Annotated in this window: 19 protein-coding genes; 8 read left to right on the forward strand and 11 right to left on the reverse strand. The window is 46.4% G+C overall.

The genetic code is table 11. The annotated features are described in order from the left end of the window. Positions 1-236: 236 nt before the first annotated feature. Both ftsN and priA read right to left on the reverse strand, forming a co-directional pair. Positions 237-1,055, reverse strand: a complete 819-nt coding sequence (ftsN, locus tag FHQ23_RS04815) for a cell division protein FtsN (RefSeq protein ID WP_139613304.1) — start codon at positions 1,053-1,055, stop codon at positions 237-239. Positions 1,056-1,154: 99 nt separating this feature from the next. Further along, on the reverse strand, positions 1,155-3,377 hold the full coding sequence (gene priA, locus FHQ23_RS04820; RefSeq protein ID WP_139613305.1) for a primosomal protein N': 2,223 nt from the start codon (positions 3,375-3,377) through the stop codon (positions 1,155-1,157). Positions 3,378-3,602: 225 nt separating this feature from the next. On the opposite strand from priA, the gene rpmE reads away from it, so the two are divergent. Together rpmE and mazG are read left to right on the forward strand one after the other, a co-directional pair. Next, a complete protein-coding gene (gene rpmE / locus FHQ23_RS04825) occupies positions 3,603-3,815 on the forward strand; it encodes a 50S ribosomal protein L31 (protein WP_139609238.1) in 213 nt (70 codons plus the stop codon). Positions 3,816-3,956: 141 nt separating this feature from the next. Continuing rightward, a complete protein-coding gene (gene mazG / locus FHQ23_RS04830; RefSeq protein WP_139613306.1) occupies positions 3,957-4,673 on the forward strand; it encodes a nucleoside triphosphate pyrophosphohydrolase in 717 nt (238 codons plus the stop codon). Positions 4,674-4,737: 64 nt separating this feature from the next. Here mazG and uvrD read toward each other — a convergent pair whose 3' ends face one another. The 4 genes from uvrD to rapA all read right to left on the reverse strand — a co-directional run bounded on the left by uvrD (position 4,738) and on the right by rapA (position 11,876). Further along, positions 4,738-6,930 (reverse strand): DNA helicase II, encoded by a 2,193-nt coding sequence (uvrD, locus tag FHQ23_RS04835; protein ID WP_139613307.1) that lies wholly within the window; start codon positions 6,928-6,930, stop codon positions 4,738-4,740. A 174-nt stretch (positions 6,931-7,104) separates the two neighbouring features. Then, positions 7,105-8,175 (reverse strand): ATP-binding protein, encoded by a 1,071-nt coding sequence (locus FHQ23_RS04840; RefSeq protein WP_139613308.1) that lies wholly within the window; start codon positions 8,173-8,175, stop codon positions 7,105-7,107. Positions 8,176-8,273: 98 nt separating this feature from the next. Then, positions 8,274-8,933 carry a bifunctional tRNA pseudouridine(32) synthase/23S rRNA pseudouridine(746) synthase RluA gene (gene rluA, locus FHQ23_RS04845; RefSeq protein WP_139613309.1) on the reverse strand — a complete coding sequence of 220 codons (660 nt, stop codon included), beginning with the start codon at positions 8,931-8,933 and terminating at the stop codon, positions 8,274-8,276. A 15-nt stretch (positions 8,934-8,948) separates the two neighbouring features. Next, positions 8,949-11,876, reverse strand: a complete 2,928-nt coding sequence (gene rapA / locus FHQ23_RS04850; protein ID WP_139613310.1) for an RNA polymerase-associated protein RapA — start codon at positions 11,874-11,876, stop codon at positions 8,949-8,951. Positions 11,877-12,092: 216 nt separating this feature from the next. Here rapA and pnuC point away from each other — a divergent pair, with 216 nt between their 5' ends. From pnuC to vapC, 3 genes are all read left to right on the forward strand, one after another. Next, entirely contained in the window at positions 12,093-12,782 is a 690-nt protein-coding gene (gene pnuC, locus FHQ23_RS04855) for a nicotinamide riboside transporter PnuC (RefSeq protein ID WP_139613311.1), read from the forward strand. A 135-nt stretch (positions 12,783-12,917) separates the two neighbouring features. Next, positions 12,918-13,148 carry an antitoxin gene (locus tag FHQ23_RS04860; RefSeq protein WP_139613312.1) on the forward strand — a complete coding sequence of 77 codons (231 nt, stop codon included), beginning with the start codon at positions 12,918-12,920 and terminating at the stop codon, positions 13,146-13,148. Next, positions 13,148-13,540 carry a type II toxin-antitoxin system tRNA(fMet)-specific endonuclease VapC gene (vapC, locus tag FHQ23_RS04865; protein ID WP_267963619.1) on the forward strand — a complete coding sequence of 131 codons (393 nt, stop codon included), beginning with the start codon at positions 13,148-13,150 and terminating at the stop codon, positions 13,538-13,540. Before FHQ23_RS04860 ends, vapC begins: the two co-directional genes overlap by 1 nt. A 53-nt stretch (positions 13,541-13,593) precedes the next feature. On the opposite strand, the gene FHQ23_RS04870 is transcribed toward vapC, so the two are convergent. Continuing rightward, positions 13,594-14,328 carry a tRNA1(Val) (adenine(37)-N6)-methyltransferase gene (locus FHQ23_RS04870; RefSeq protein WP_139613314.1) on the reverse strand — a complete coding sequence of 245 codons (735 nt, stop codon included), beginning with the start codon at positions 14,326-14,328 and terminating at the stop codon, positions 13,594-13,596. Positions 14,329-14,445: 117 nt separating this feature from the next. Here FHQ23_RS04870 and srmB point away from each other — a divergent pair, with 117 nt between their 5' ends. Further along, entirely contained in the window at positions 14,446-15,804 is a 1,359-nt protein-coding gene (srmB, locus tag FHQ23_RS04875) for an ATP-dependent RNA helicase SrmB (RefSeq protein WP_139613315.1), read from the forward strand. A 60-nt stretch (positions 15,805-15,864) separates the two neighbouring features. Here srmB and FHQ23_RS04880 read toward each other — a convergent pair whose 3' ends face one another. Then, positions 15,865-18,012, reverse strand: coding sequence for a FepA family TonB-dependent siderophore receptor (locus FHQ23_RS04880; RefSeq protein WP_139613316.1), 2,148 nt, complete (start codon positions 18,010-18,012; stop codon positions 15,865-15,867). A gap of 245 nt (positions 18,013-18,257) precedes the next feature. On the opposite strand from FHQ23_RS04880, the gene FHQ23_RS04885 reads away from it, so the two are divergent. Together FHQ23_RS04885 and FHQ23_RS04890 are read left to right on the forward strand one after the other, a co-directional pair. Continuing rightward, on the forward strand, positions 18,258-19,091 hold the full coding sequence (locus FHQ23_RS04885; protein WP_176552251.1) for an alpha/beta hydrolase: 834 nt from the start codon (positions 18,258-18,260) through the stop codon (positions 19,089-19,091). Positions 19,092-19,148: 57 nt separating this feature from the next. Continuing rightward, positions 19,149-20,195 carry an NADP(H)-dependent aldo-keto reductase gene (locus FHQ23_RS04890; RefSeq protein ID WP_139613318.1) on the forward strand — a complete coding sequence of 349 codons (1,047 nt, stop codon included), beginning with the start codon at positions 19,149-19,151 and terminating at the stop codon, positions 20,193-20,195. 12 nt (positions 20,196-20,207) lie between these two features. Here the strand turns inward: FHQ23_RS04890 and FHQ23_RS04895 are convergent, their stop codons facing one another. The 3 genes from FHQ23_RS04895 to envC are packed head-to-tail and all read right to left on the reverse strand — an operon-like array spanning position 20,208 to position 23,290. Continuing rightward, positions 20,208-21,032 carry a divergent polysaccharide deacetylase family protein gene (locus FHQ23_RS04895; protein ID WP_139613319.1) on the reverse strand — a complete coding sequence of 275 codons (825 nt, stop codon included), beginning with the start codon at positions 21,030-21,032 and terminating at the stop codon, positions 20,208-20,210. 9 nt (positions 21,033-21,041) lie between these two features. Then, positions 21,042-22,079, reverse strand: coding sequence for a PDDEXK nuclease domain-containing protein (locus FHQ23_RS04900; RefSeq protein WP_139613320.1), 1,038 nt, complete (start codon positions 22,077-22,079; stop codon positions 21,042-21,044). Continuing rightward, the gene (gene envC / locus FHQ23_RS04905) at positions 22,079-23,290 is read right to left on the reverse strand and encodes a murein hydrolase activator EnvC (protein WP_139613321.1); all 1,212 of its coding nucleotides are present in this window, start codon (positions 23,288-23,290) and stop codon (positions 22,079-22,081) included. Before envC ends, FHQ23_RS04900 begins: the two co-directional genes overlap by 1 nt. Between the last annotated feature and the right edge of the window lie 244 nt (positions 23,291-23,534).

Below are 23,534 nucleotides of genomic sequence, written 5' to 3' on the forward strand. Positions count from 1 at the left end.
CTTTAGTTTATTTTTTTCGTCCCACTGAATAACAGTAAGACTTCACCAATGTCTTGCACAAGTGCCCACACAGATTGTCTGATATATTGTTAAAGAACAGATTTCAACAGTTCACTTATCTAGTTCCCTGTGGAAAGGAGGCACATAATACTGCACCCCAAAATTAAGTCAATACTTTTTTTTATAAAAAGATCCGAATCTTTATCAGTTGATCTTTTTTTATCCAAAAAAATTATTTACATGCCAATAACGACACATTCTGCAACACTTTTCGCTTTTTGCAAGCCACTATTAGCAGTGGCGCGATCACCCAATGGCCCGATAAAAATTCGGTTCCAGTTTGCGCTGCTGGAAATTCTTGCATCAAAACCAGCCATAACTAGCTTAGCCTGCAAGTTTTCTGCTTGCTGCCGATTTTTAAATGCGCCACACTGCAATCCAAATTTTGCCGTTGTGATTGCTGCCGTGGTCGTTGGTGCTGTAGTGCTGCTTGGTGTTTTTGCTATAGTTTTCTTTTCTGTTTGCGGCTTAGCTTGCACAATTTCCGCTTTTTCTGTCGCTTTTACCGATTGTTCCTTTGCTTTTTCCGGCGGTGTAACTGGACTAACCGCCGCAGTTTGTTGTGCTGCCGCTTGTGGTGTTGTAGCAGGCTGCTGAGTCCCTACATTCTTATCCACTTTTGCCACCTCGGTTACTTGGGCATCCCGTTCCAGCAGTTGCAAAATTCGCTTCTGTTCCTCAGTGAGGTTTTGTACTTTATCTAAACTTTTCTGACTGTTATCAACCGGAATTTCTCGAGTTTCCAAATCACGGATATAGCTCCACACCTCCTCCGGACGGCTAGGCAAAGTGCTTTTTGGCTTATTGTTCTCTTCAACTTTTTCGGGATTGGCAACAATACCGCTTTCGATCGATTTCTCTTTTAATAAATATAATCCGGCTGCAAATACTGCAACAATAGCCGCCGCAATTATCAGCAACAATCCCTTGTTTACCCGATTTGTTTTTTTCTTCGGTTTTGTTCTGCCACGAGTAGCATAGTCACGTTGAACCACTCAAATTACCTTATTTAAATTAGCGTTTATCGTAAATAAAGCGAGATTTTACTGAAAAAGTCAGCAAAAGCCTAGCATCTATCGTTATTATCCTATTTTCTAGTTAAAATCTTGCGGATCGACATCCAAAATACAACGCGTGTACCGATTTAAATTCAGCTCATGGCGTTGTAACGAAAATTGAATCAAGCAATGCTGCAACACCGCTCTTGACGAATGTTGTAATAATAAATGCCACTGATATTGTCCGGCTTTTTTCGCTTGCAATGCTTCAATCGGTCCTAATAACTGCAAGCCTTGAATCGCATTTTTTCGGCAAAAATCAGCGAAAAAAGCAGCAAGTGCGGTTAAATACTCGACCGCACTTTCACTATTTTTACTTTTGGCACGAAATAGCGCCTGTGCTGAAAAAGGTGGCAACCCCATTGTTTGGCGTAACTGCAACGCCTGTTGTGCAAATGCGCTATAACCTTGTGTCAGTAGTGTTTGTAACAATGGATGCTGTGGAAAATGCGTTTGCAGCACGACTTCACCGCTTTTGCTTCCTCGCCCAGCGCGGCCTGCAACTTGGACATACAACTGTGCCAATCGCTCTTCACTGCGGAAATCTTGTGAAAATAACGCTCCGTCAATATTCACCATCGCCACCAAGGTCACATCCGGAAAATGATGGCCTTTCGCTAGCATTTGTGTACCGATCAGAATTCGGCTCTGTTTAGTTGTTATTTGCGCCAAACTGGCTTCCAAAGCACCTTTACGTGCAGTGCTGTCGCGATCAATCCGGGCAATACCGTAATCTGGAAATTTTTCTGCCAGCACCGTTTCTAACTGCTCGGTTCCCATTCCGGAAGTCACCAAATGAGTTGAACCGCACACAGCACACTGTTGTGGTACTTTAGTTTTTCGATCGCAATGATGACAACTTAAGATATTATTTTTTTTATGATAGGTGAAAGGGCGATCGCACTGTTGACATTGTGCAATCCAACCGCATTCATGGCAAAGTAGAATTGGGGCAAATCCACGCCGATTAAGGAATAATAACACCTGATTGCCTTTAGATAAATGCTGTTGCATTAACGCGATCAACTGTTCAGAAAGCCCACGATCAACCCGTTGTTTTTTAAGATCCAACAGCTTATGGTTCAGCACTGCACTGTTCATCGCCCGTTGATTCAGCACCAAGTGACGATATTTACCGCTAGCCACATTTGCCAAACTCTCCAAGCTCGGCGTGGCACTGCCTAAAACCAGCGGAATATGGTTGTTTTTTGCCCGCATTACCGCTAAATCTCGGGCATGATGGCGCCAACCTGAATCCTGCTGTTTATAAGATAAATCGTGTTCTTCGTCTAAAATAATCAAACCCAAATCTTGAAATTGGGTAAACAGCGCAGACCGAGTGCCGATCACTACCGCACTTTCGCCATTCTTAGCGCGTTGCCACGCCAATAGCCGCTGAGAATCGGTTAAATTAGAGTGCAATACATCGATCGGCAACTTAAAACGGTTTTCTACATGGCGCACAATTTGCGGTGTCAAACCGATTTCAGGAATCAACAACAACACCTGCTTGCCTTGCTGCAACACATGTTCCATCAAATGCAGATAGACCTCAGTTTTGCCCGAACCGGTGACACCGTCCAGCAGCCAACATTGAAAACCATGACTGATACAAACGGCACTAACTGCCAGCGCCTGCTGTTTATTCAAACGCAGTTTATCTTGCTGATTCAACCAGTTATGTTGTTGAAGTGCGGTTTGCCAAGCTTCAGGCTGGGCAAACAAATGCTGCTCGGCAATCCATTTTTTTTCAAGCAATGCTTTATAAATCACACGACTAAATTCCGCTTCTCGCTGTAAAATGCCGTTTTCATCGGCTTCAGCCAGTTGTTGTAGTGCTTGCTGCTGTTTTTTTGCTCGTTTTAACTCTCCTTGTGCCAAGGCGATTTTCCCCTGCGGCAAAATTTTCCACACCAACTCAACCGCACTTTGCGCGGTTTCTCCTTGGCGCAACTTGACCGGCAGTGCCTGAAACAACACTTCGCCTAATCCGGTTTGATAGTAGCCCGCCGACCACTTTAACAGCGCATACAATTCGTCGTTAAATACTGAGGTTTTATCTAATACACCGATAATTTGCTTCAGCTGTTGTGGCGCCACATCACTTTGCGCTGGAAATTCTACCACAATCGCAATCCGCTTTTGCCGCCCAAACGGCACCACCACACGACTGCCGATGCCTAGCGCAGCGGAAGATTCAATTAAATAGTCGAAATAGTGCATTAAAGGCATTGCCAACGCAACGCGGACTAGACGCATAATACTCTCACCGATTGGGAAAAAGCGCATTATAGCGGATTTCCTAATGTACCGCACTGACGATAAAACCGTTGCCGTTACAAAAACTCGGTGGCTATTGCTTAACCGCACGTTATGCTGTATAATCCGCCGTCTTTAAAACACCTGCGTATTGCGCATATTATTAACTACATATGGTGTCGGGCACGCTCCCGATAGCGATATGGCTTCAAACTGAGGTTTTCCATGAAAAAAGGTATCCATCCTGAATATAAAGAAATTACGGCAACTTGTTCTTGCGGTAATGTCATCAAGACCCGTTCAACAACCGGTCACGATATCAATCTGGACGTCTGTGGCGTGTGCCACCCGTTCTACACCGGTAAACAACGTGTGGTTGACACCGGTGGTCGCGTAGAGCGTTTCAACAAACGTTTCAGCATTCCGGGTTCAAAATAATCGCCCGAAGCAAGCGATCCTAACGAAATAGCTAGCAACACAAAAAACCGATTTCAGCAATGAAATCGGTTTTTTCATGGGTTATACTGATACGCTATACTCAAAGTAAAACCGCACTTTTGTCTCAAATAAGGAAATCCAATGACTGCTGCGATTCAACAATTACTCGACATTATGGCGCAACTGCGTAATCCGCAAGGCGGCTGCCCGTGGGATTTGGAACAGACTTATCAAACGATGATTCCTTGCGTATTGGAAGAGAGCTATGAAGTAGTCGAAGCGTTAAAAACCGAAGATTTCAGTGCCCTGCAAGAGGAGCTGGGCGATCTGTTGCTGCAAGTAGTATTTCTCAGCCAATTGGCAAAAGAAGATCAGTATTTTGATTTTAATACGGTGGTCGAAACCTTAAGCAACAAGCTGATCCACCGTCATCCACACGTTTTCGGCGATAAATCGGCAGACAGCGCCGCAGAAGCGTTAACCAATTGGGAAAGCAAAAAACAACAAGAGCGCTTGAATAAACAACAGACTTCATTGTTGGACGACGTTCCGCATGCACTGCCGGCACTGCTGCGCGCCGAAAAATTGCAAAAACGCGCGAAAAAACTCGATTTTGCCACCCAATCCGTCGAGCAGAACCTCGAGCAAGCCGAACAACAACTGGCAGCAATCAAAAGTGCGGTCGCCGCCAATCAAGATCACGCCGCCAAGCCGCTGGCAGAATTGCTGTTCAGCGTCAGCAACCTCTGCCGCCAACTGGGTCTGCAAGCCGAAAGTTTACTGCGTGATGAAAACAGCCGCTTTGAGCAACAGGCGAGGGAATTTGAATCTTATTCATCAAATAAACATTTTAAATAATCTAATACAATACGATTTTTCGGGGAAAGTTATACCGTTTAAACCATTGTTACGCAATATTTATTTATATTTTCTCCAACTTCGCTAAATGCGCAATTAGCCATTTAATCCCTTGATTTTGAAAGGCGATTTGTAATCGGGTATTGTTGTCGCTGCCTTCGACGTTGATAATCGTGCCGTTGCCGAATTTCGGGTGGCTGACTTTTTGTCCCATTTTCCATTGGCTTTGGTTGAGTAGGTTAATTCCCGAATGGCTGACCGCACTTGCATTCGAAGACGGGCTAAAAGTGCGGGTGACCGTGCCACGTAGGCGGATTTCGCGGATACACTCCGGTGGCAGTTCCGTGACAAAACGTGAAACCACATGCCGCTCTTCCTTGCCGTATAAGCGGCGGCTTTCCGCATGGCTGATGGTAAGTTGTTGTTTAGCGCGGGTGATACCAACATATGCCAAGCGCCGCTCCTCTTCCAAACGACCGCTCTCCTCCAACGCCATGCGACTGGGGAAAATCCCCTCCTCCACCCCCACAAGAAATACTCGTGGAAATTCCAGACCTTTGGCGGAATGCAAGGTCATCATTTCCACACTCGGCTGATGGCGATCCGCCTGTCCTTCGCCGGCTTCCAATGAAGCGTGGGTGAGAAAAGCAGTCAGATCGCTCATATCGTCGGCTTCGTCAGGCTTGATAAACTCACGGGTGGCGGATACCAGTTCTTCCAAGTTTTCGATCCGTACTTCGCCTTTTTCGCCTTTTTCCTGCTGATACATTGGGTACAAACCGGAATGTTTAATCACAAAATCGGTCTGCCCAAACAGCGGCATCTCGCTGCTGTCCTGCTCTAGGGCGTTGATCAATTCCATAAAGCGTAACAGGGAGGTTGCGGCACGCCCTGCCAGTTTATTCTCCTGAATTGCCAAATTGGTGGCTTGCCACAAGGTGATCTGCCGCTCTCTGGTGAGCTGGCGCAAGGTATCCAAAGTGCGGTCGCCAATGCCACGTGCCGGGGTGTTCACCACCCGCTCGAAAGCGGCATCGTCATTGCGGTTGGCAATCAAGCGCAGATATGCCAACGCATCTTTGATCTCTTGCCGTTCAAAAAAGCGCATTCCGCCGTAAATGCGATATGGAATCTGCGCTTGCAGCAACGCCTCTTCCAGCACCCTCGATTGGCTATTGCTGCGATACAACACCGCACAATCGCTATATTGACCGCCCTTTTCCTGCCACTGCTGAATTTGCGACACCACAAAACGGGCCTCGTCCAATTCATTAAAAGCACAATAGATCCCGACCGGTTCGCCTTGCGCACCTTCAGTCCACAAATTTTTGCCTAAGCGGTCGCTGTTATTGGCAATCAATTGGTTTGCCGCTTGCAAGATATTGCCGCTTGAGCGGTAATTCTGCTCCAAGCGAATGGTTTCGGCATTGGGATAATCCTGCAAAAAGCGCTGAATATTTTCGATTTTTGCACCACGCCAGCCGTAGATAGACTGATCGTCGTCACCGACAATCATCACTTTGCCGTGCTCTCCGGCAAGCAGTTTGATCCACGCATATTGGATATTGTTGGTATCTTGAAATTCATCGACCAAAATATGCTGAAAGCGTTGTTGATAACGTTGCAAAATCAGCGGCTTTTTCAGCCACAGCTCATAGGCTCTGAGCAGCATTTCGGCAAAATCCACCAAGCCGGCACGATCGCAAGCGTCTTGATAAATTTGGTAAATCCGAATCCACTCACGCTCGCTGCGGTCATCATGATCGTCTATTTGGTGTGGTCGCAAGCCGTTGTCTTTTTTATTATTAATGTACCAACAAGCTTGTTTCGGCGGAAAGTTTTTTTCGTCGTAGTTGTGCAATTTCAGCAAGCGTTTCAGCAACCGTACTTGGTCTTCCGAATCCAAAATCTGAAAATCTTGCGGCAGATTGGCATCAGGATAATGAGCGCGTAACAAACGGTTGGCAATGCTGTGAAACGTGCCGATCCACATGCCAAATAGCGATTGGGCGTTATCACGCTGCAAGGTAGCGGTGATCCGCTGACGCATTTCGGCAGCGGCTTTGTTGGTAAACGTCACCGCCAGAATATGCGACTCCGGCACATTTTCTACCCCGACCAACCAGGCAATCCGATGCGTCAGCACCCGAGTTTTGCCACTGCCCGCTCCGGCAAGCACCAGATAATTGCCCAACGGCGCCGCCACCGCCTGCCGCTGTTTGTCGTTTAAACCGTCTAAAAGTTCTGAAAATTCCATATTTGCCTGCTGAATACTGTTTATTTATACAGCATAATTATAACAGGATTTCAGGTAAGGGAAATGGTTTTTTCAGCGAAAGTGCGGTTGCTTCAAGCAAAACCGCACTTTTATTTGATTTTAGCGAAAATTATACGAAGAAAGTATAATTATACGATCCAAGTATAATTTTAGCTAATTTTGACTAACCGATTGATCTAAAATCCATGTTTTAAATGCACTTTCATTGATAGACTGCTTATTTTTAGTATCTCTGGTCAGCAATTCACGATTTTCTAACTTACGTACGCTGCCCTGAATCGATGAGGTTTTCACCTCTGCCACGCCTAATCTACTTGCAAGTTCATGTCGGTTACGTTCGCTATAAAGTGCGGTTTCCCCCTGAGCTACTGCCAACAATAACTGCTGATCCAATGCCGTCAATTCTTGCCACACTTTGTGGTAATCGGCACCGGTGCCGCTTTGAGTCAGCTGAATTTCAGTGGCTTGTTCAAGCGTTAATGCAGGGTTAATAATCATTCGTTCAATAATCTGACGCAAGTACATTGGCGTTTGGTTCAGACGTAGAAAAGTTTGATAAAGTGCGGTTTTGTCGATGAATGCTTCTGTTCTCTGCTGGTAAATATCCGCTAAAAACTCGGAAAAATCACGCCCCAACGGCGGAAAATCAATTTGATGCGAAAAGTGAAAAAACGGGGCTTTGCCGTTATTAAACATCGCGCGCAAATCATTGGTAGATGAGCCGGTAAAAATCACTTTAATTTTATCGCGATATAAATCCAGCCCTGTTCGTAACGAACCGACCACATTGCTATTATTCACACCGCGCGCCAATTCTTGAATTTCATCGAGTAGTAATAAAGTCGGTTTTTTCTCATCTGCCAAACGAGCGATAATTTGACTGATCGGCTCAGCTTCCGTTTGCTTGTTTAGCTCAACGCCACTACCAGCAATCGAGATGCCTTTGATTTGAGAAAACCAACCTTTCACCTTATTGTTTTTATTTTCAGAAAACAGTTGTAGAGCAGCACGAAAGTCATTATCGCTGTCCATAAAACTGTGATAAAACACGCTGAAACCTTGCGTCTCTGCTAGCGGGGCGACATCATTCAGCAAAAACTGAGTTTTTCCCATTCGGCGCGGTGCAAAAAGCGTAAGTGCATGAAAAATACCCGATTTAAAGTTGGCTAACAGCGTTTCCGCCAATGTGGTGCGGTGAAAATAAAGTGGATCTCGAATCAGCATAAATCCCCCGACTGGATAAAATTATACTAAATTATACTCACAATATATAATTATACAAGTTGAGTATAATTTCAGCTAATTTTACCCGCTTTGCGGAACTAAAACTCAGCTTCAACCGCAAAGGTTATCGGCTCGCCGCTGATCGGGTGGGTCACGGTCAAGGATTCAGCGTGCAAACACAACCGTGGCGCAAGGGCTTTGGCGGCAGGGTGGGCGTAGAATTTGTCGCCCAGAATCGGGTGTCCGAGCGCCAACATATGCACCCGCAGTTGGTGCGAACGTCCGGTAATCGGGGTCAGACGCACACGGGCGGTGTTGTTTGGATAGCGTTGCAGCACTTGGTAATGGGTGACCGCTCTTTTGCCGTTTTGATAACAAATTTTCTGACGCGGGCGGTTTTCCCAATCGCAAATCAGCGGCAGGTTGATAAATCCATCATCGGATTCAGGGTGCCCCCACACTAACGCCTGATAGTGCTTTTTGGTTTCACGATCACGAAACTGGCGTTTCAGTTCCTGTTCGGCTTTTTTGCTTAATGCAAACAGAATAATGCCGCTGGTCGCCATGTCCAAACGGTGTACTGCTTCGGCAAAGCCGAACTTTTGCCGCACCCGAGTAGTGGCGCTGTCGAGATATTCCGGACGATTGCCCGGCACCGACAGCAAGCCGCTCGGCTTATTGATCGCCGCTAGATAATTATCTTGATAAACAATCTCCAGCCAAGGCTCGCTCGGCGGATCGTAATGAATCAGTGCCATGCTGTTTCCTTCTCGCTATTCCTTGTTACTGACAATCAACCGCAAGCTGTCCAAGCGCCAAGTGGCTTGTTGCAGCTGTTGTAACGACTGCTGTTGCAGTTGTTCCAGTGCGATAACTTCGTCTTGGCGGATATTTTTATTCACTGCTTGCAGTGCGGTCAGGCGCTGATATTCGCTGTTTAATTGTTGTTCGGCGCTCATTTTTGCTTCGTCAATCAAACGCTGCGCTTTTGCCACAATCAGTTTTTCGCCTTGCTGCAAGCCTTGTTCTACCGCACTTCGGGTCATTTTTACAATTTTATTGGCAATATTTTTGCCCATTGGCTTCAACTGTCTTTGCAATGCGGCAAATGCCACTTGCTCCGCCAGATCATTGCCTTTGTTGTCAAGTAGCAGGCGAATCGGTGTCGGTGGCAGAAAACGATTCAACTGCAACGCCGGCGGTGCTTGTACTTCCACCACATAAATCAACTCCAACAGCAAGGTTCCTGCCGGCAGCCCTTTGTTGACCAGCACCGCAACCGCACTTTTGCCGATATCACCCGCCGTGATCAAATCAATACCGTTACGGATCATCGGATGATCCCAAGTCAGAAATTCCAATTCTTCCCGGGCAAGCGCCAACTGGCGATCAAAGGTGACCGTGCTGCCGTCCTCTTTCAGACCAGGGAAATCCGGCACCAACATATGTCCGGTCGGCTGGATCACAATGCTTTTCTCGCCCAAATCTTCCTGTTCCAAGCCGATAATATCAAACAGATTTAAGCTGAATTGAATCAAATCGGTAGCCGCATCGTCATTCGCAATATCGGCAGCCAGCTGCTGCGCCTGCTCGCCGCCGTTGGAATTCAGCTCCAACAGGCGATCGCGCCCTTGTTCCAGTTGGTATTTCAGTTGTTCCCGTTGCTGGCGGGTCACCTTGACAAATTGAGCGAAATCGTCGCTGTCAGTCGTTTCGGTTAAAAATGTCTGCAACCGCACTTTGTGTTGTGCAAAAATTGCTGCACCCATCGGGCAGGTTTCTTCAAATGCGTTCAAACCGTCGTGATACCACTGCGCCAATAACTGCTGGCTGCTGTCGGCAAAAAACGGCACATAGATTTGAATATCGTGCTGCTGCCCGATGCGATCCAAGCGCCCGATACACTGTTCCAACAGATCAGGATTGGTCGGCAGATTGAACAACACCAAATTGGAAGCGAACTGGAAGTTGCGCCCCTCTGAACCGATGGTCGAACTGAGCAAAATTTGTGCGCCGTCTTCGTGCTGCGCAAAATAGGCGGCGGCTTTGTCACGCTCAATAATGCTCATTTTTTCATGGAACACTGCCGCACGAATTCCCTCTTTTTCACGCAAAATTTGTTCCAACTGAATCGCGGTATTCGCATGTTGACAGATCAGCAAAATTTTTTCAGCACGGTGATTTTTCAGGAAGGTGATCAGCCACTCGATTCGCGGGTCAAAATCCCACCATACTGCGCTCGGATTCAGTTTTTGGAACAGCATTTCCGGATAAAACAACACGTCGTCGGCGACATTCTCGCCCAACATCTGCCACACCTTGAGCGCATTTTGATACTGTTTTGGCAATGCCAGTTTAATCTGGTGCAAAGTGCGGTTTGGAAAGCCTTTCACCGCTTGACGAGTATTGCGAAACAGCACTCGGCTGGTGCCATGACGGTCAATTAAGCTACGGATTAGCTCTTGCCGCGCCGCCGTTTGTTGCTCCGTTGAGGATTGCTCGCCGTTGATAATTTTAAATAGCGGCTCAATGTCTTGCTCGGATAACAGATCAGCAATGCTGTTTTGCTCGACCGCACTTAATACGGCGTGATTTAGTAACGTATTGACCGCATCAGCCACCGGCTGATACTGCTGTTGTTCTTCGATAAACGCCGCATAATCATAAAAACGCTCCGGATCCAGCAGCTTCAAGCGTGCAAAATGGCTCTCTTGCCCCAACTGTTCCGGCGTCGCGGTCAACAGCAGCACCGACGGAATTTGTTGTGCCAGCGTTTCGATCAGTTGATATTCAGCGCTAGGCTGGCTTTCATTCCATTGCAAGTGGTGCGCCTCATCAACAATCAGCATATCCCATTGGCTGGCGCCGAGTTGGGTGGCACGGCTCGGCTGCTGTACCAGCCAATCCAGCGAGCAGATCACCAAGGCTTCAGTATCAAACGGATTCTCTACCTCATCGCCGACCGCACTTTCTCTATTGGTAGCGTCAAAATCCTGACTGCGTGCTTCGTCAAACAGCGAAAAAGGCAGATTAAAACGGCGTAACATCTCGACCAGCCATTGGTGCTGTAAACTTTCCGGCACGATAATCAACACACGTTCGGCTTTGCCGCTGAAGCGTTGTTGTTGCAAAATCATACCGGCTTCAATGGTTTTGCCTAAACCGACTTCGTCCGCCAACAGTACGCGCGGCGCAATCCGATGTCCAACCTCGGTGGCGATATGCAGTTGGTGTGGGATCAACCCAGCGCGAATGCCACGCAGCCCGCGCAGCGGCGATTGAAACTGTGCTTGTTGGTGTGCTAACGCTTGATAACGCAGATTAAAATGTTCGTTGCGATCGATTTGCGCCGCAAACAGACGATCCTGCGGCTTGCTGAACGAAATTTTGTGATCCAGTTCCATTTCACGCAGCACCGCACTTTCGCCGTTATCCAAGCGCACCCCCTGATAGCTCAGCACCCCTTGCTGCTCATGCACTTCCGCTACTTGCAACTGCCACCCTTGATGGTGCTTAACGCTATCTCCCGGATTAAACTGCACCCGAATCAGCGGCGCAGAGGCAAAGGCATACACACGCTGCTCCTCTGCGGCAGGAAACAACAATGTCACCGTGCGTTGATCCACGCCGACCACCATTCCTAAACCTAATCCGTTTTCACTTTCGCTGAGCCAGCGTTGCCCGATTACAAATGCCGTCATATCTTTTCTCTAACTGTTTACTCTCATCAAACTAAAAAGGCGCTGATTATAGATGAAACTCAGTGCCTAGTTTAACCTTTTTCGCTAAAAAATATTAAACTATTAAAATGAACGTCAACAATGGCGATTAATTCGCTTTTCAACTGGCGATTTACAAAAGAGGTGAGCTATAATTCAACAACTTTCAATAGGGTCTGTTAATGTAAAGGATTATTTATGAACTACCTGACACTCGTCAAAAACGAACTGTTTTCCGGTTGGACAAAATTTGAAGCCGCCTGGATTTTTCTGTTTCTGGCACTGCAAATCGGCGTATATATTTATCAACCGGAATCACTACTGGCGGTGATTTCCGGCATCAGCGGTTTGTTGTGTGTGGTATTTGTCAGTAAAGGAAAAATCAGTAACTATTTCTTCGGGCTGATTTTTGCCTACACCTATTTCTACGTATCATGGGACAACAAATTTTATGGCGAAATGAGCACCGCACTTTATGTGTATATCCCATCGCAATTTATCGGCTATTTCCTTTGGAAAGCCAACATGAGCAATAACGACAACAACGACAGTGTGCTGGCGAAAACCTTGAGTTTTCAGGGCTGGTTAATCACACTGTTCTGCATAGTGGTCGGCTCAGCATTGTTTATCGGATTTCTAAAAACCACCGACGGCAACTCCATCGGACTGGACGGTGTCACCACTGTCATGGTCGTGGTGGCACAAATACTTATGCTCCTGCGCTATCGTGAGCAATGGAACTTCTGGATCATCATCAACATTCTCTCGATTATCCTGTGGGCAGACACCACTGCGATGTACCTGATGTACTCCGCCTATTTGCTCAACTCGTTATACGGCTATTACAACTGGACCAAGCTCGCCAAACAAAACCGAGTTCAACGCTAATTCAAGACCGCACTTTGCCCGTTTAAGGAAAGCAAAGTGCGGTACCCTCATTCCATTTGCCATCGCTTCATCATCGCTTGTTTTCCGCACTATATGATATATACTATCGATAGCTATCAGAAGGAGAGATATACAATGGAAACCGCAAAAATTTTTACCACCGGTCGCAGCCAGGCGGTTCGTCTGCCGAAAAAATATCGCTTCGACGGCGATGAAGTCAGTATTAAACATTTCGGTAATGGTGTTTTATTATTGCCGTTAGACAATCCTTGGCAGATGATAGCAGAAGCGCTCGACGAATTTGAAACTGATTTTGAAATAACGCGTGCCGAGCAAACGGCAACCGTGCGAGAGGAATTGCTCTGATGTACATGCTCGATACCAATATCTGTATCTACATTATCAACCATAAACCGCCACAAGTATTTGAAAAATTTAACACCTATCGTCTAGGTGAGCTTTGTATATCCAGCATTACCGCTGCTGAATTGGCGTTTGGAGTTGAAAAATCAGGCTCGCAAAAAAATAAAATTGCACTGCAAAAATTCCTGACACCACTGGACATTATACCGTTGGGAGAATCAGCCATCTGGCATTACGCACAACTGCGGCATAATCTGGAAAAGAGTGGACAACTGATCGGCAGTTTAGATATGCTGATTGCCGCACAAGCGCTGGCGCTCGACTGCACGCTGATCACTAACAACACCAAAGAGTTTCAACGAGTTACGACGCTTAAATTAGAAAATTGGATTTAGGCTTCACACAGTTGACCGCACTTTGCCCGTGTAAGCAAAAGCAAAGTGCGGTATCAGAATTTTAGATAAAATGCGTTGGTTAAGTTAATAAAATCAGGATGATATTGATTATCCGCCTGATAAATCATGATTTCACTGCGTTCTGTTTGCGGCTTAACCGCACTTTCAGGTAACAATCTAAACTCCAGTAAAACCCGCTGCGGCGCTTTGCCCTGCTTGGTGATAACGTCAACCCATTTGGCACAATAAAGTGCGGTTTTCGACAATTGTTGTTGTAAACTCCGTGCCATGTCATATGGCAACACCCACGCTATTTTACCACGGGGATTTAACATGCCCTGCGCCGCCAACAACCAAGCCAGATGTCCTTGTTGCGCAATATAACGCGCCGTCTGCCGTTGCGAATCACGACATTCCACACCACTATGAAAATACGGCGGATTAGCAATAATCAGATCAAAGTGCGGTTTGACCTGTCTTACATAATCAAAAAGATCATGATTAATCACTTCTATTCGCGGCGCCCACATTGATTGCCGTACATTTTGCGCTGCCTGCCGTGCCGCCACCGAGTCGATTTCCAAGGCTGTGATATGATAATCCTCACCCTGCTGCGCCAACCGTTGCGCCAACATCAATGCCAACAAACCACTGCCACAACCGATATCCAACAACGACCGCACTTGGACAATCTCCGCCCATGCCCCCAGCAAAATGCTGTCAGTACCAACTTTCATCGCACAACGATCATGTGCAACAGCAAATTGTTTAAATCGAAATACCGACATCGAAGATCCTTGTTGATAAATGAGAAAAAATATAAAGGACAATTCTACCACAGACAAATTTAAGACGGCTGAAGTAAAACAGGCTATAATCAGCTCACAAAAAGATTGAGGTAATTTATGACAACAGCACAACACTTTGAAGAATTTGATTTAGCACCCGAACTGCTGAAAGCCCTGCGCGATAAAAACTACTCGCGCCCGATGGCGATTCAAGCGGAAGTGATTCCGCACGCTTTGGAAGCACGTGATATTCTCGGCTCTGCCCCGACCGGCACCGGCAAAACGGCGGCATTTTTACTGCCGGCGATTCAGCATCTGTTGGATTTCCCTCGCCGCAAACCGGGCGCCCCTCGTGTGTTGGTGCTGACCCCGACCCGTGAATTGGCAATGCAAGTGTCGGAGCAAGCCAAAGAGTTAGCGAAATATACTAAACTCAGCATCGCCACCATCACCGGCGGTGTGGCTTATCAAAATCACGGCGAAATTTTCAATAAGAATCAAGATATTGTAGTCGCTACACCGGGACGGCTGCTGCAATACATCAAAGAAGAAAATTTTGATTGCCGCGCGGTGGAAATCCTAATTTTCGACGAAGCGGATCGCATGCTGCAAATGGGCTTCGGACAAGATGCCGAAACCATTTCTGCCGAAACCCGCTGGCGCCGCCAAACCCTGCTATTTTCCGCTACTTTAGAGGGCGAGCTGTTGCTCGATTTTGCCGAGCGGATTTTGAATGAACCGGTACAAATTGACGCCGATCCGAGCCGCCGTGAGCGCAAAAAAATCCAACAATGGATGTACCATGCCGACAGCAAAGAGCATAAATTCAAATTGTTGGCACGCCTGATTGAAAACGAAGAAGTTGAACGTGGCATTGTATTCGTACGCAAACGTGAAGACGTGCGCGAACTGTCGGAGAACCTACGCAAACGTGGGATTCGCAGCACCTATTTGGAAGGGGAAATGGCGCAAACCCAGCGCAACAATGCGATTGATAAACTGAAAAACGGTGTGGTGACGATTTTAGTGGCGACCGACGTGGCTGCACGCGGCATCGACATTGAGGATATCAGCCACATTTTCAACTACGATCTGCCGTACAGTGCCGATACCTATCTGCACCGAATCGGACGCACCGCCCGTGCCGGTAAAAAAGGCAATGCAATTTCATTGGTGGAAGGACACGATTATAAACTATTAGGCAAAATCCGCCGCTACACCAACGAAGCGTTAAAATCCCGCATTGTCGAGGGGCTGGAACCTCGCACCAATCCACCTAAAGACGGCGATCAAAAAAGTGTCAGTAAAAAACAGAAAGCCCGTTTAAAAGAGAAAAAAGCCGAAAAACAACAAGAGAAGAAAAAAGTCAAAGTGCGCCACCGCGACAGCAAAAATATTGGTAAACGCCGTAAACCGAGCGATCCGCAACGCACAGCAACGCAAACGGAACAAAGTGCGGTCAACAGCGAAAAATAACCCAGCTGGCATTAACAGAAAAAGGCGGAACATTCCGCCTTTTTCATACTTTCAGTGCTGCTAAAAACTCACACTTAACTTGCCGTAAACTGCTGTGCCGCTTTCATTGTAAGTTGCAGCACCGGCGCCACTGCGATACAGTTTTTTGTTAAAGATATTATTGATCCCAAGCCGCACATCAATATTTTTGTTGATTTTATAACCGGTGTTCAAGCCAACCAGTGTATAGCTACCAATTGCGGTGCTGGTATCCAAAATATCCCCAGTAGTATTCATACCGGCTTCAGTGCGATTTTCCGCATATTGGCGTGGTTTTTGCCGTCCATAAAACGTAGCGCTCAATTGTGTATCCCATTGTGGTGTGATCTGCCAATCAAGGAAGGTGTTGATGGTATATTTCGGGATAATCGACAACGGATTGCCAGTCGATTTATCCTTGCTTTGCAGCATATAAGTGAAGTTGTTGCTCCATTTCAAATCTTCCGTGAGCGGCACAGTGAAACTGCCCTCCAAACCTTCAACCACCGCTCTTGGAACGTTTGTCCATTCCAGCAATTGATAACCGTTGACACTTTGCACAAACTCCTTGCCGGCTGCAATTTTATGACGGTAATCATTGCGGAACCACGCAAAAGAAGCGCTCCAATCACGCAAATTATATTCCACGCCCAGCTCTTTGTTGATACTGGTTTCCGGTTTTAAATTGTCATTCCCCATCAAATAACACTGGGTCGCATTACCAATCGGGCAACCGTTGCCACGGGTAAACAACAAATATCCCGGCGTGCTTTGATATAAATTCGGTGCTTTATACGCCTGCGCCACCCCGCCTTTCAGCGTCCAATTATCATTCAAGTGATAAAACGCATTCAAGCCCGGACTCACTTTGCTACCAGAACGGCTATTGCGGTCAAAGCGTACCGCCGGAATTAAATTGATTTTGTCACTCAACAACAGATTATTTTCCACAAATGCGGAGAAATTGTCTTGCGCCGTTTTGCCTTTATCCAAATTTTCCAAGCCAACAAAAATCGCACGATCGGCAAACGTTTGCCGCATTGATGCCGGATCTTGCAAGCTGTCGTGATTAAATTCAGCACCAAACGTAACCACTTGCGGCACGCCCCATTCAAACGGCACGCTGATTTCACCTGCCAAACGGGAATTTTTTAGTTTACTGTCATCATAACTTAACTCGCTAATCCGCCCTTCTGGACCACCGGCTAACCCTTCTAACAAGCGGCTATTGGTGGTGTACTCATAACTGCCGGTCAATTTGCTGGTTCCCCAAGACCAATCACCTTGGTGCATAATCGAGTAGTTGCGACGATACATGCGGTTGGTTTCGCTACCGTATAAATTTTCAGTTAATTCCGTCGGGTTGTTATGCTGGGTGTCACCAGCATAAATATTACCTTGACGGCTATAGGAGGCATCGACGGTAACCAACTGTTGCGGGTTGATTTTCCAAGCAAGCCGTCCGGCAATATCACGGTTACGCACGCCCTCTCTACCTGCCGCATTCGAGCCGTTTTGCAACGTATTGATATCCTGTGCATCGGCATCGGTTTTGTTGGCACTACCGTATAGACGAAACGACAATACATCATCTGCCAGTGGTCCGTTCAGGTTGAAACCAACCCGATGAGTGGCACCTTCTTTGCGATCGAAAGGCTGGTTAGTGTAATAAGTCAAAGCGCCGCTTAATTTTTCACTGATTTTTTTGGTCGTAATATTCACCACCCCACCTGCCGCGCCAGAACCATAACGTGCGGCTGCCGGACCACGCAACACTTCGATTGATTCGATCTCCTCTGCCGGCACCCAATTGGAATCGCCACGGGTATCTCGCTGTCCACGCCAGCTGTAACGCACCGAGTTACGCGAACTCACCGGCTTGCCATCAATTAAAATCAGGGTATTTTCCGGTCCCATACCACGAATATCAATCTGGCGGTTATTACCACGCTGTCCAGTCGCGGTATTGCCGGTCAAATTAACACCGGGCATTTTGCGCACCAGTTCCGAGATATCATTGGTCACCGCACTTTTGCTGATCTGTTCCGCTGACAGCTTACTCACTCCTAAAGATTGTTTAAGCTGTTGTTCAGCAGTCACATTAATTTGTTCCAACTGCTGATCAGCATACACTAACGAGCTAGAGACCAACAAAATAGCAACAGTAATTTTATTTTTAACAAATAGCATAATTAAGGTTCCTTAGGCTTGATTTTATTTAAAAAATTTGTACAAAGCGAAATGTAAAAAATCACTTTTCCGACTAAATTAATAAAAATATCATAAAGGAATTATTTGATTTAAGTCAATGATAATTGTTATTATTATTTTTTACGATTTATTAAAACTTGCACAATAACTTCATTTGAGTGTTTAACCATATGAAAAAACTGTTTTATCTTTGTTTAATCCTTTTTGGCATAACAGGTTGCAACATGACCACAACGTCCCCCCAAACCACGCCAACCGCACACAGCAACAACAAAAGTGCGGTTCAAAATCTACAGACACTATTCACCCTCAGCACGCAAGACCGCACTTTTGAAGGAAAACACTACCGCCTGTTTATCGCCACACCAAAACAGCACAAGAGCGCTAAAATTTTATATCTGCTCGACGGCAATGCCCATTTTCCGCTGGCATTGCAAATGATTGACCCCACCCTGCCGCTACCGACCATTATCGCCGTCGGCTATCCGACCACGGAGGCTTACGCCGTTGCCGAACGCACCAGAGATTACACCTTTGCCACGAGCGGAGCCGAATTTCAACAAGGTGGCGGCGCCGCAGACTTTTTACGTTTTTTCAGCGATGAACTGCAACCGCACTTTATAACGCAAGTTAGCCACAATACTGCCACGCCGATGAAGCAAATCTTTTTCGGACATTCGTTTGGCGGTTTGTTCGGGCTGTTTAGCCTGTTTCAGCAACCACAGCGCTTTGATGAGTATGTTCTCGCCAGTCCATCACTTTGGTGGGGAGATGGAGCGCTTTTGCAACAGAAACCCGCTGTTTTTCTAACTAAACCCAGATCAGTGACACTAACCTTAAGCGAATACGAACAAAATCCGAATGCCGACCCGCAGCGAGACCCGACACGACGAGCACGGATTTTACAGCGCCGCAAAGGACTGACTGTTGAACAATTGAATACTATTTTGCAACGAGACGGTATCAATAGCCGCTTTATCTTGATTGCCAACACCAACCACGGCAGCTCCGCTGCCCCGGCACTTGCCATTGCACTGCAAAAAGCACAACAAAAGTAAAACAGATTTGTTATAGTTTGGTGGTTATTCAGTAAAAAACAAAGTAAGGAAAGCAAAATGCAATATCGACAATTAGGCAACAGCGATCTGCAAGTCAGTGCAATCTGTTTGGGCACGATGACCTTTGGCGAACAAAACAGCGAGGCGGATGCCCACCAGCAACTGAATTATGCCGTATCGCAAGGTGTCAATTTTATTGATACCGCCGAAATGTATCCGGTGCCGGCGAATCACAGCACCTATGGCAAAACCGAGCAATTTATCGGCAGTTGGTTAGTAAAACAGCCGCGCCAGAATTTGATTCTTGCCAGCAAAATCGCAGGCCCTTCACGTGGCAATGATAATCAGCACTATATCCGCGGCGGTTCGCGCTTCAGCAAACAACAAATCTTCGCCGCCTGTGATGCCAGTCTGCAACGGCTGCAAACCGACTATTTGGATCTGTATCAACTGCACTGGCCGGAACGGCAGGTGAATTATTTCGGACAACTAGGGCTGAGTGCACTGGATGAAGCAGAGGATATCACACCATTGCAAGAGAGCTTAGAAGCACTGCAAACCCTGCAACAGCAAGGCAAAATCCGTTATTTTGGCTTGTCGAATGAAACCCCGTGGGGCGTGATGGAGTGCTTGCGACTGCACAAAGCACACGCCTTACCGCAAGTGATGTCGGTGCAAAATCCGTATAATTTGCTGAACCGCAGCTACGAAGTCGGTCTCAGTGAAATTTCATTGCGTGAACAGGTCGGTTTGCTGGCGTATTCACCGTTGGCATTCGGCATGTTGAGCGGCAAATACCGCACTCAGCCATGGCCACCAAGCGCACGTTTAACCCTGTTTGAACGCTTTAAACGCTACAACAAACCAAAAGCCTTTGAAGCAGTGGAACGTTATGCGGCGATTGCGGAACAAGCCGGCATCAGCCTGACCGCACTTTCACTCGCATTTATTAACCAACAACGCTTTGTCGCCAGCAATATTATCGGCGCCACCAACCTCGAACAGCTTGCCGAAAACATTGCCAGCATCAACGTGCGGTTAAGCGAAGAGACATTGGCACAAATCAATGCGGTGCACGCAGAGATCAGCAACCCGTGTCCATAGCTCAGCAACGTCTTATTCAGGCACACCACGCAACAGCGGATACTTGATAAAAGGCGCAACCGAGGTCGAAGCCGGTAAATCGTTAAACAGCAAAATAAACGGTTTCGGCGGAATCACTTTCTCATTGCGCCATAAGCTGCCCATGCCGACCAGCTGAATATCTTGCGGCAGACTGGCAATGCCCTGCTGTAGGACTCGAATCGTATTTTTGCGTGGGTGTCCGATCACAATGGCGGTGCCGTGTTTGCGGGCATATTGCAGCGATAAATTAAACTGGCGCTGCACATCGGCGTAGTCGTCGCTGTCGTCCAAGAAAATATGCCGATCCAACGCCACTACGCCATTTTCTCGTGCTACTTTAGTCGCCACACTGCTGCCAATGGTGCGGCTGTCGAGGAAAAACAGTTTGTGCCGTTGCAACTGCTGCATTAAATGAGTCATCAACGTGCGGTCAGCGGTAGCAGCGCTACCCATGTGGTTGTTCAAACCAATGGCATACGGCACTTTTTGCCGTGCATACTCAATATTGTTTGCCACCTGTTCAGCGGACATTCCAAGCAGCAGGCCTTCTTTTTCCAGTTTCATCTTGGCTTTCGGCTGCATCGGCTGGTGAATCAAAATATCGCGCCCTTGTTGCTTTGCCTGTTTCGCTCGTGCCATCGCATTCGGTGCCGACGGAATAATCGCCACCGAAATCTCTTTAGGCAGGTTATAAATTTTCTGATCGTCGGCACGATAACCGATATCGTCGATCACAATCGCCAAACGTGCCGCAAAACCGCTGCCTGACAGCAGTAGAAAACAACAAAGTGCGGTTTGAGATACCCTTTTTAACATAAATAAAATTTAATCTTCTTTCTCTTGTAATAGCGCAATTAATTTTTCTTTGCTTGGTAGCACTGTTTGATATTGGCTGGCAAAAATTTGCTCATTATTTTCCGGTAGGGTATAACGCACCACCGCTTCGCTTTTATCTTGGCATAATATCAAACCGATCGTTTTATTTTCATCCGCCAAACGAATTTCCCTGTCATAATAATTGACATACATCTGCATCTGTCCAATATCTTGATGTTTTAGTTCACCATTTTTCAGATCGATTAAGACAAATGCTTTTAATAAACGATTATAAAAAACCAAATCAATACGAAAATGTTTTTCATCAAACGTGATTCGTTTTTGGCGAGCAACAAAGGTAAATCCGGTGCCAAGCTCTAATAAAAAATGTTCTAACTTATCAATCAGCCGTTGCTCTAAATCACTCTCGGAATAAACCGCACTTTCCGGTAAACCGATAAATTCTAAAATATACGGATCTTTGATAAGATCTTGCGCCTTTTCAATACGCAGTCCCTGTTTTGATAGAGCCAGCACTTCCGATTTATTTCTGCTCAACCTCAAACGTGTATAAAGTGCGGTATCATATTGTCGTTGTAATTCACGCAAACTCCAATGATTTTTGGCAGACTCAATTTCGTAGAAGCGCCGTTCATCATTATCTTGAATACGCATTAATTTCAGATAATGAGACCAACTCAAGTCGAATTGTTCAGAGACTGTGCCAACAACAAATTGGCTAGACAGTGTCTCGTCAATTTGGCTACGATAAATAGTATAAAATTTACGCATATTATTGAGATTATCTTTTGAAAATCCCTTACCAAATTCTGCTGTCAGCCGCTGTGATAGCGCCTGTATCATTTTTTTACCGTATTCAGCCCGCTGTTTTCCTTTCAGCTCTTCCTCAACAATCAAGCGGCCAATCTCAAAATAAGTCGCCACCATAGTGCTATTCACACTCTGGACGATTCGGGTGCGTGCAGATTGCAAAATCTGGGCAATCTTATCGTAAAAATTTTGTTGGCTATCTTGTAATCTTGCCATCACTTCACCCAATTTAGCGGATTGACTGGGTTGCCTTTGCGGCGGATTTCGAAATAGAGTGAGGATTTACCTTGTCCGCCGCTGCTGCCGACTTCGGCAATTTTCTGACCGCGCTTGACGAACTGTCCGTTTTGTACGCTCAAGCGCTGGTTGTAGCCATACAAGCTCATATCACCGGCGCCATGATCGACCACCACCATTAAGCCGTAACCTTGCAGCCAATCGGCTAAAATCACCCGCCCATCGGCGATCGCTTGCACCGCTGCACCGTTGCTGCTGTTGATTACAATACCTTTCCAGCGCAATTCGCCCATTTGTACCGAGCCAAAACGGTTGGCAATACTGCCGCTGGTCGGTAAGGCATACTGCTTTTTGCCAGCGCCTAAACCGCTGGTTTTACGGGTTAGCTGTTTCTCTGTTTCAGTCGGTTGATACGGCTTATCACTCTTTTTCTCTTGTTCAGCTTTTTTCTTCTGATAAGCGGCAAGCTCTTGCTGTTCACGCTGCCTCGCCCGTTGTTCTGCCTGTGCGATAGAGCGCTTCAGACTGTTTTCATTTTCTTTCAGCACTTCCAAGCGGTTTTCGCCTTGCTTAATCGACCGATCCAGTTTGGTCAAAGTTGATTTGCGTTCATTCTGCGTTTTTTGCAGCGAAGATTGCGACTGTTTCTGCTTATTCAGGATCGCTTGCTGCTGTTTCTGCTGCTGTTGCGCTTCGGCTTTTTGCTTTTCCAGACTGGCTTGAGTTTGTTTGATAGATTCGATCAGCTCACTACGAGTGCGGTTAAATTGTTGATAATAGGCATACATCCGATCGCTTTCTTGCGCTTTTTCTGACAGCATTTTTTCAATAACCGACGGATTCAAACCCGCCCGATAGGCTGAATCCAACTGCTCCGCCAATTTCTGCTTTTGTGTTGCCAGTTGTTTTTCTAAGTGGGCAATTTGTTTGTCTGTTTCGCGGATATTTTGCCGTAGGCTACCAAGATCCTGCTCAGTTTTACGTAGTTCGCCCAAGACATTATTGATACTATTTTCTTGTTTTTTCAATTCTTGTTGCAAGCGGTTTTGCTCTTGGCGCTGCTGTGCAAGCTGTTGTTGCTGCTGTTTAATTTGCTGTTGAATTTTAGACAGATCCTGCTGGTTGGCATAGCTGGATTCAGGATAACTCAGCAAAACAAATGCCAAAACAAGCGATAAACTCAGCGTCATCGCATATCTCAAAAAATCTCTAGCGTTGTTTACTCCCCGCACCGGCACGCGCTATAACTCCCTTTTACCTTAATGCTAACAAAATTCATACATTTTAATCGCTTCTTCGCAAAAGATCAGCAATTCTCAGCAGAATATCAGCAAAGATCCGGATTAGCTATTTAAACTTCGGAAAATATTTGCTATAAATGCCACACAATTGATACCACATTTTTATTTTTAAAACCTAGGGTCTGTTGATCTT

It is taken from the genome of Testudinibacter crocodili (genome assembly GCF_006228025.1).
Classification (GTDB): domain Bacteria; phylum Pseudomonadota; class Gammaproteobacteria; order Enterobacterales; family Pasteurellaceae; genus Chelonobacter.

Coding starts and splice junctions, on each gene's coding strand:
- FHQ23_RS04900 (WP_139613320.1), bottom strand. CDS start 22,079: ATGGCAAGATTACAAGATAGCCAACAAAATTTTTACGATAAGATTGCC.
- pnuC (WP_139613311.1), top strand. CDS start 12,093: ATGAACTACCTGACACTCGTCAAAAACGAACTGTTTTCCGGTTGGACA.
- FHQ23_RS04840 (WP_139613308.1), bottom strand. CDS start 8,175: ATGCTGATTCGAGATCCACTTTATTTTCACCGCACCACATTGGCGGAA.
- mazG (WP_139613306.1), top strand. CDS start 3,957: ATGACTGCTGCGATTCAACAATTACTCGACATTATGGCGCAACTGCGT.
- FHQ23_RS04870 (WP_139613314.1), bottom strand. CDS start 14,328: ATGTCGGTATTTCGATTTAAACAATTTGCTGTTGCACATGATCGTTGT.
- srmB (WP_139613315.1), top strand. CDS start 14,446: ATGACAACAGCACAACACTTTGAAGAATTTGATTTAGCACCCGAACTG.
- FHQ23_RS04885 (WP_176552251.1), top strand. CDS start 18,258: ATGACCACAACGTCCCCCCAAACCACGCCAACCGCACACAGCAACAAC.
- FHQ23_RS04860 (WP_139613312.1), top strand. CDS start 12,918: ATGGAAACCGCAAAAATTTTTACCACCGGTCGCAGCCAGGCGGTTCGT.
- rapA (WP_139613310.1), bottom strand. CDS start 11,876: ATGACGGCATTTGTAATCGGGCAACGCTGGCTCAGCGAAAGTGAAAAC.
- envC (WP_139613321.1), bottom strand. CDS start 23,290: ATGACGCTGAGTTTATCGCTTGTTTTGGCATTTGTTTTGCTGAGTTAT.
- FHQ23_RS04890 (WP_139613318.1), top strand. CDS start 19,149: ATGCAATATCGACAATTAGGCAACAGCGATCTGCAAGTCAGTGCAATC.
- uvrD (WP_139613307.1), bottom strand. CDS start 6,930: ATGGAATTTTCAGAACTTTTAGACGGTTTAAACGACAAACAGCGGCAG.
- rpmE (WP_139609238.1), top strand. CDS start 3,603: ATGAAAAAAGGTATCCATCCTGAATATAAAGAAATTACGGCAACTTGT.
- FHQ23_RS04895 (WP_139613319.1), bottom strand. CDS start 21,032: ATGTTAAAAAGGGTATCTCAAACCGCACTTTGTTGTTTTCTACTGCTG.
- vapC (WP_267963619.1), top strand. CDS start 13,148: ATGTACATGCTCGATACCAATATCTGTATCTACATTATCAACCATAAA.
- FHQ23_RS04880 (WP_139613316.1), bottom strand. CDS start 18,012: ATGCTATTTGTTAAAAATAAAATTACTGTTGCTATTTTGTTGGTCTCT.
- priA (WP_139613305.1), bottom strand. CDS start 3,377: ATGCGTCTAGTCCGCGTTGCGTTGGCAATGCCTTTAATGCACTATTTC.
- rluA (WP_139613309.1), bottom strand. CDS start 8,933: ATGGCACTGATTCATTACGATCCGCCGAGCGAGCCTTGGCTGGAGATT.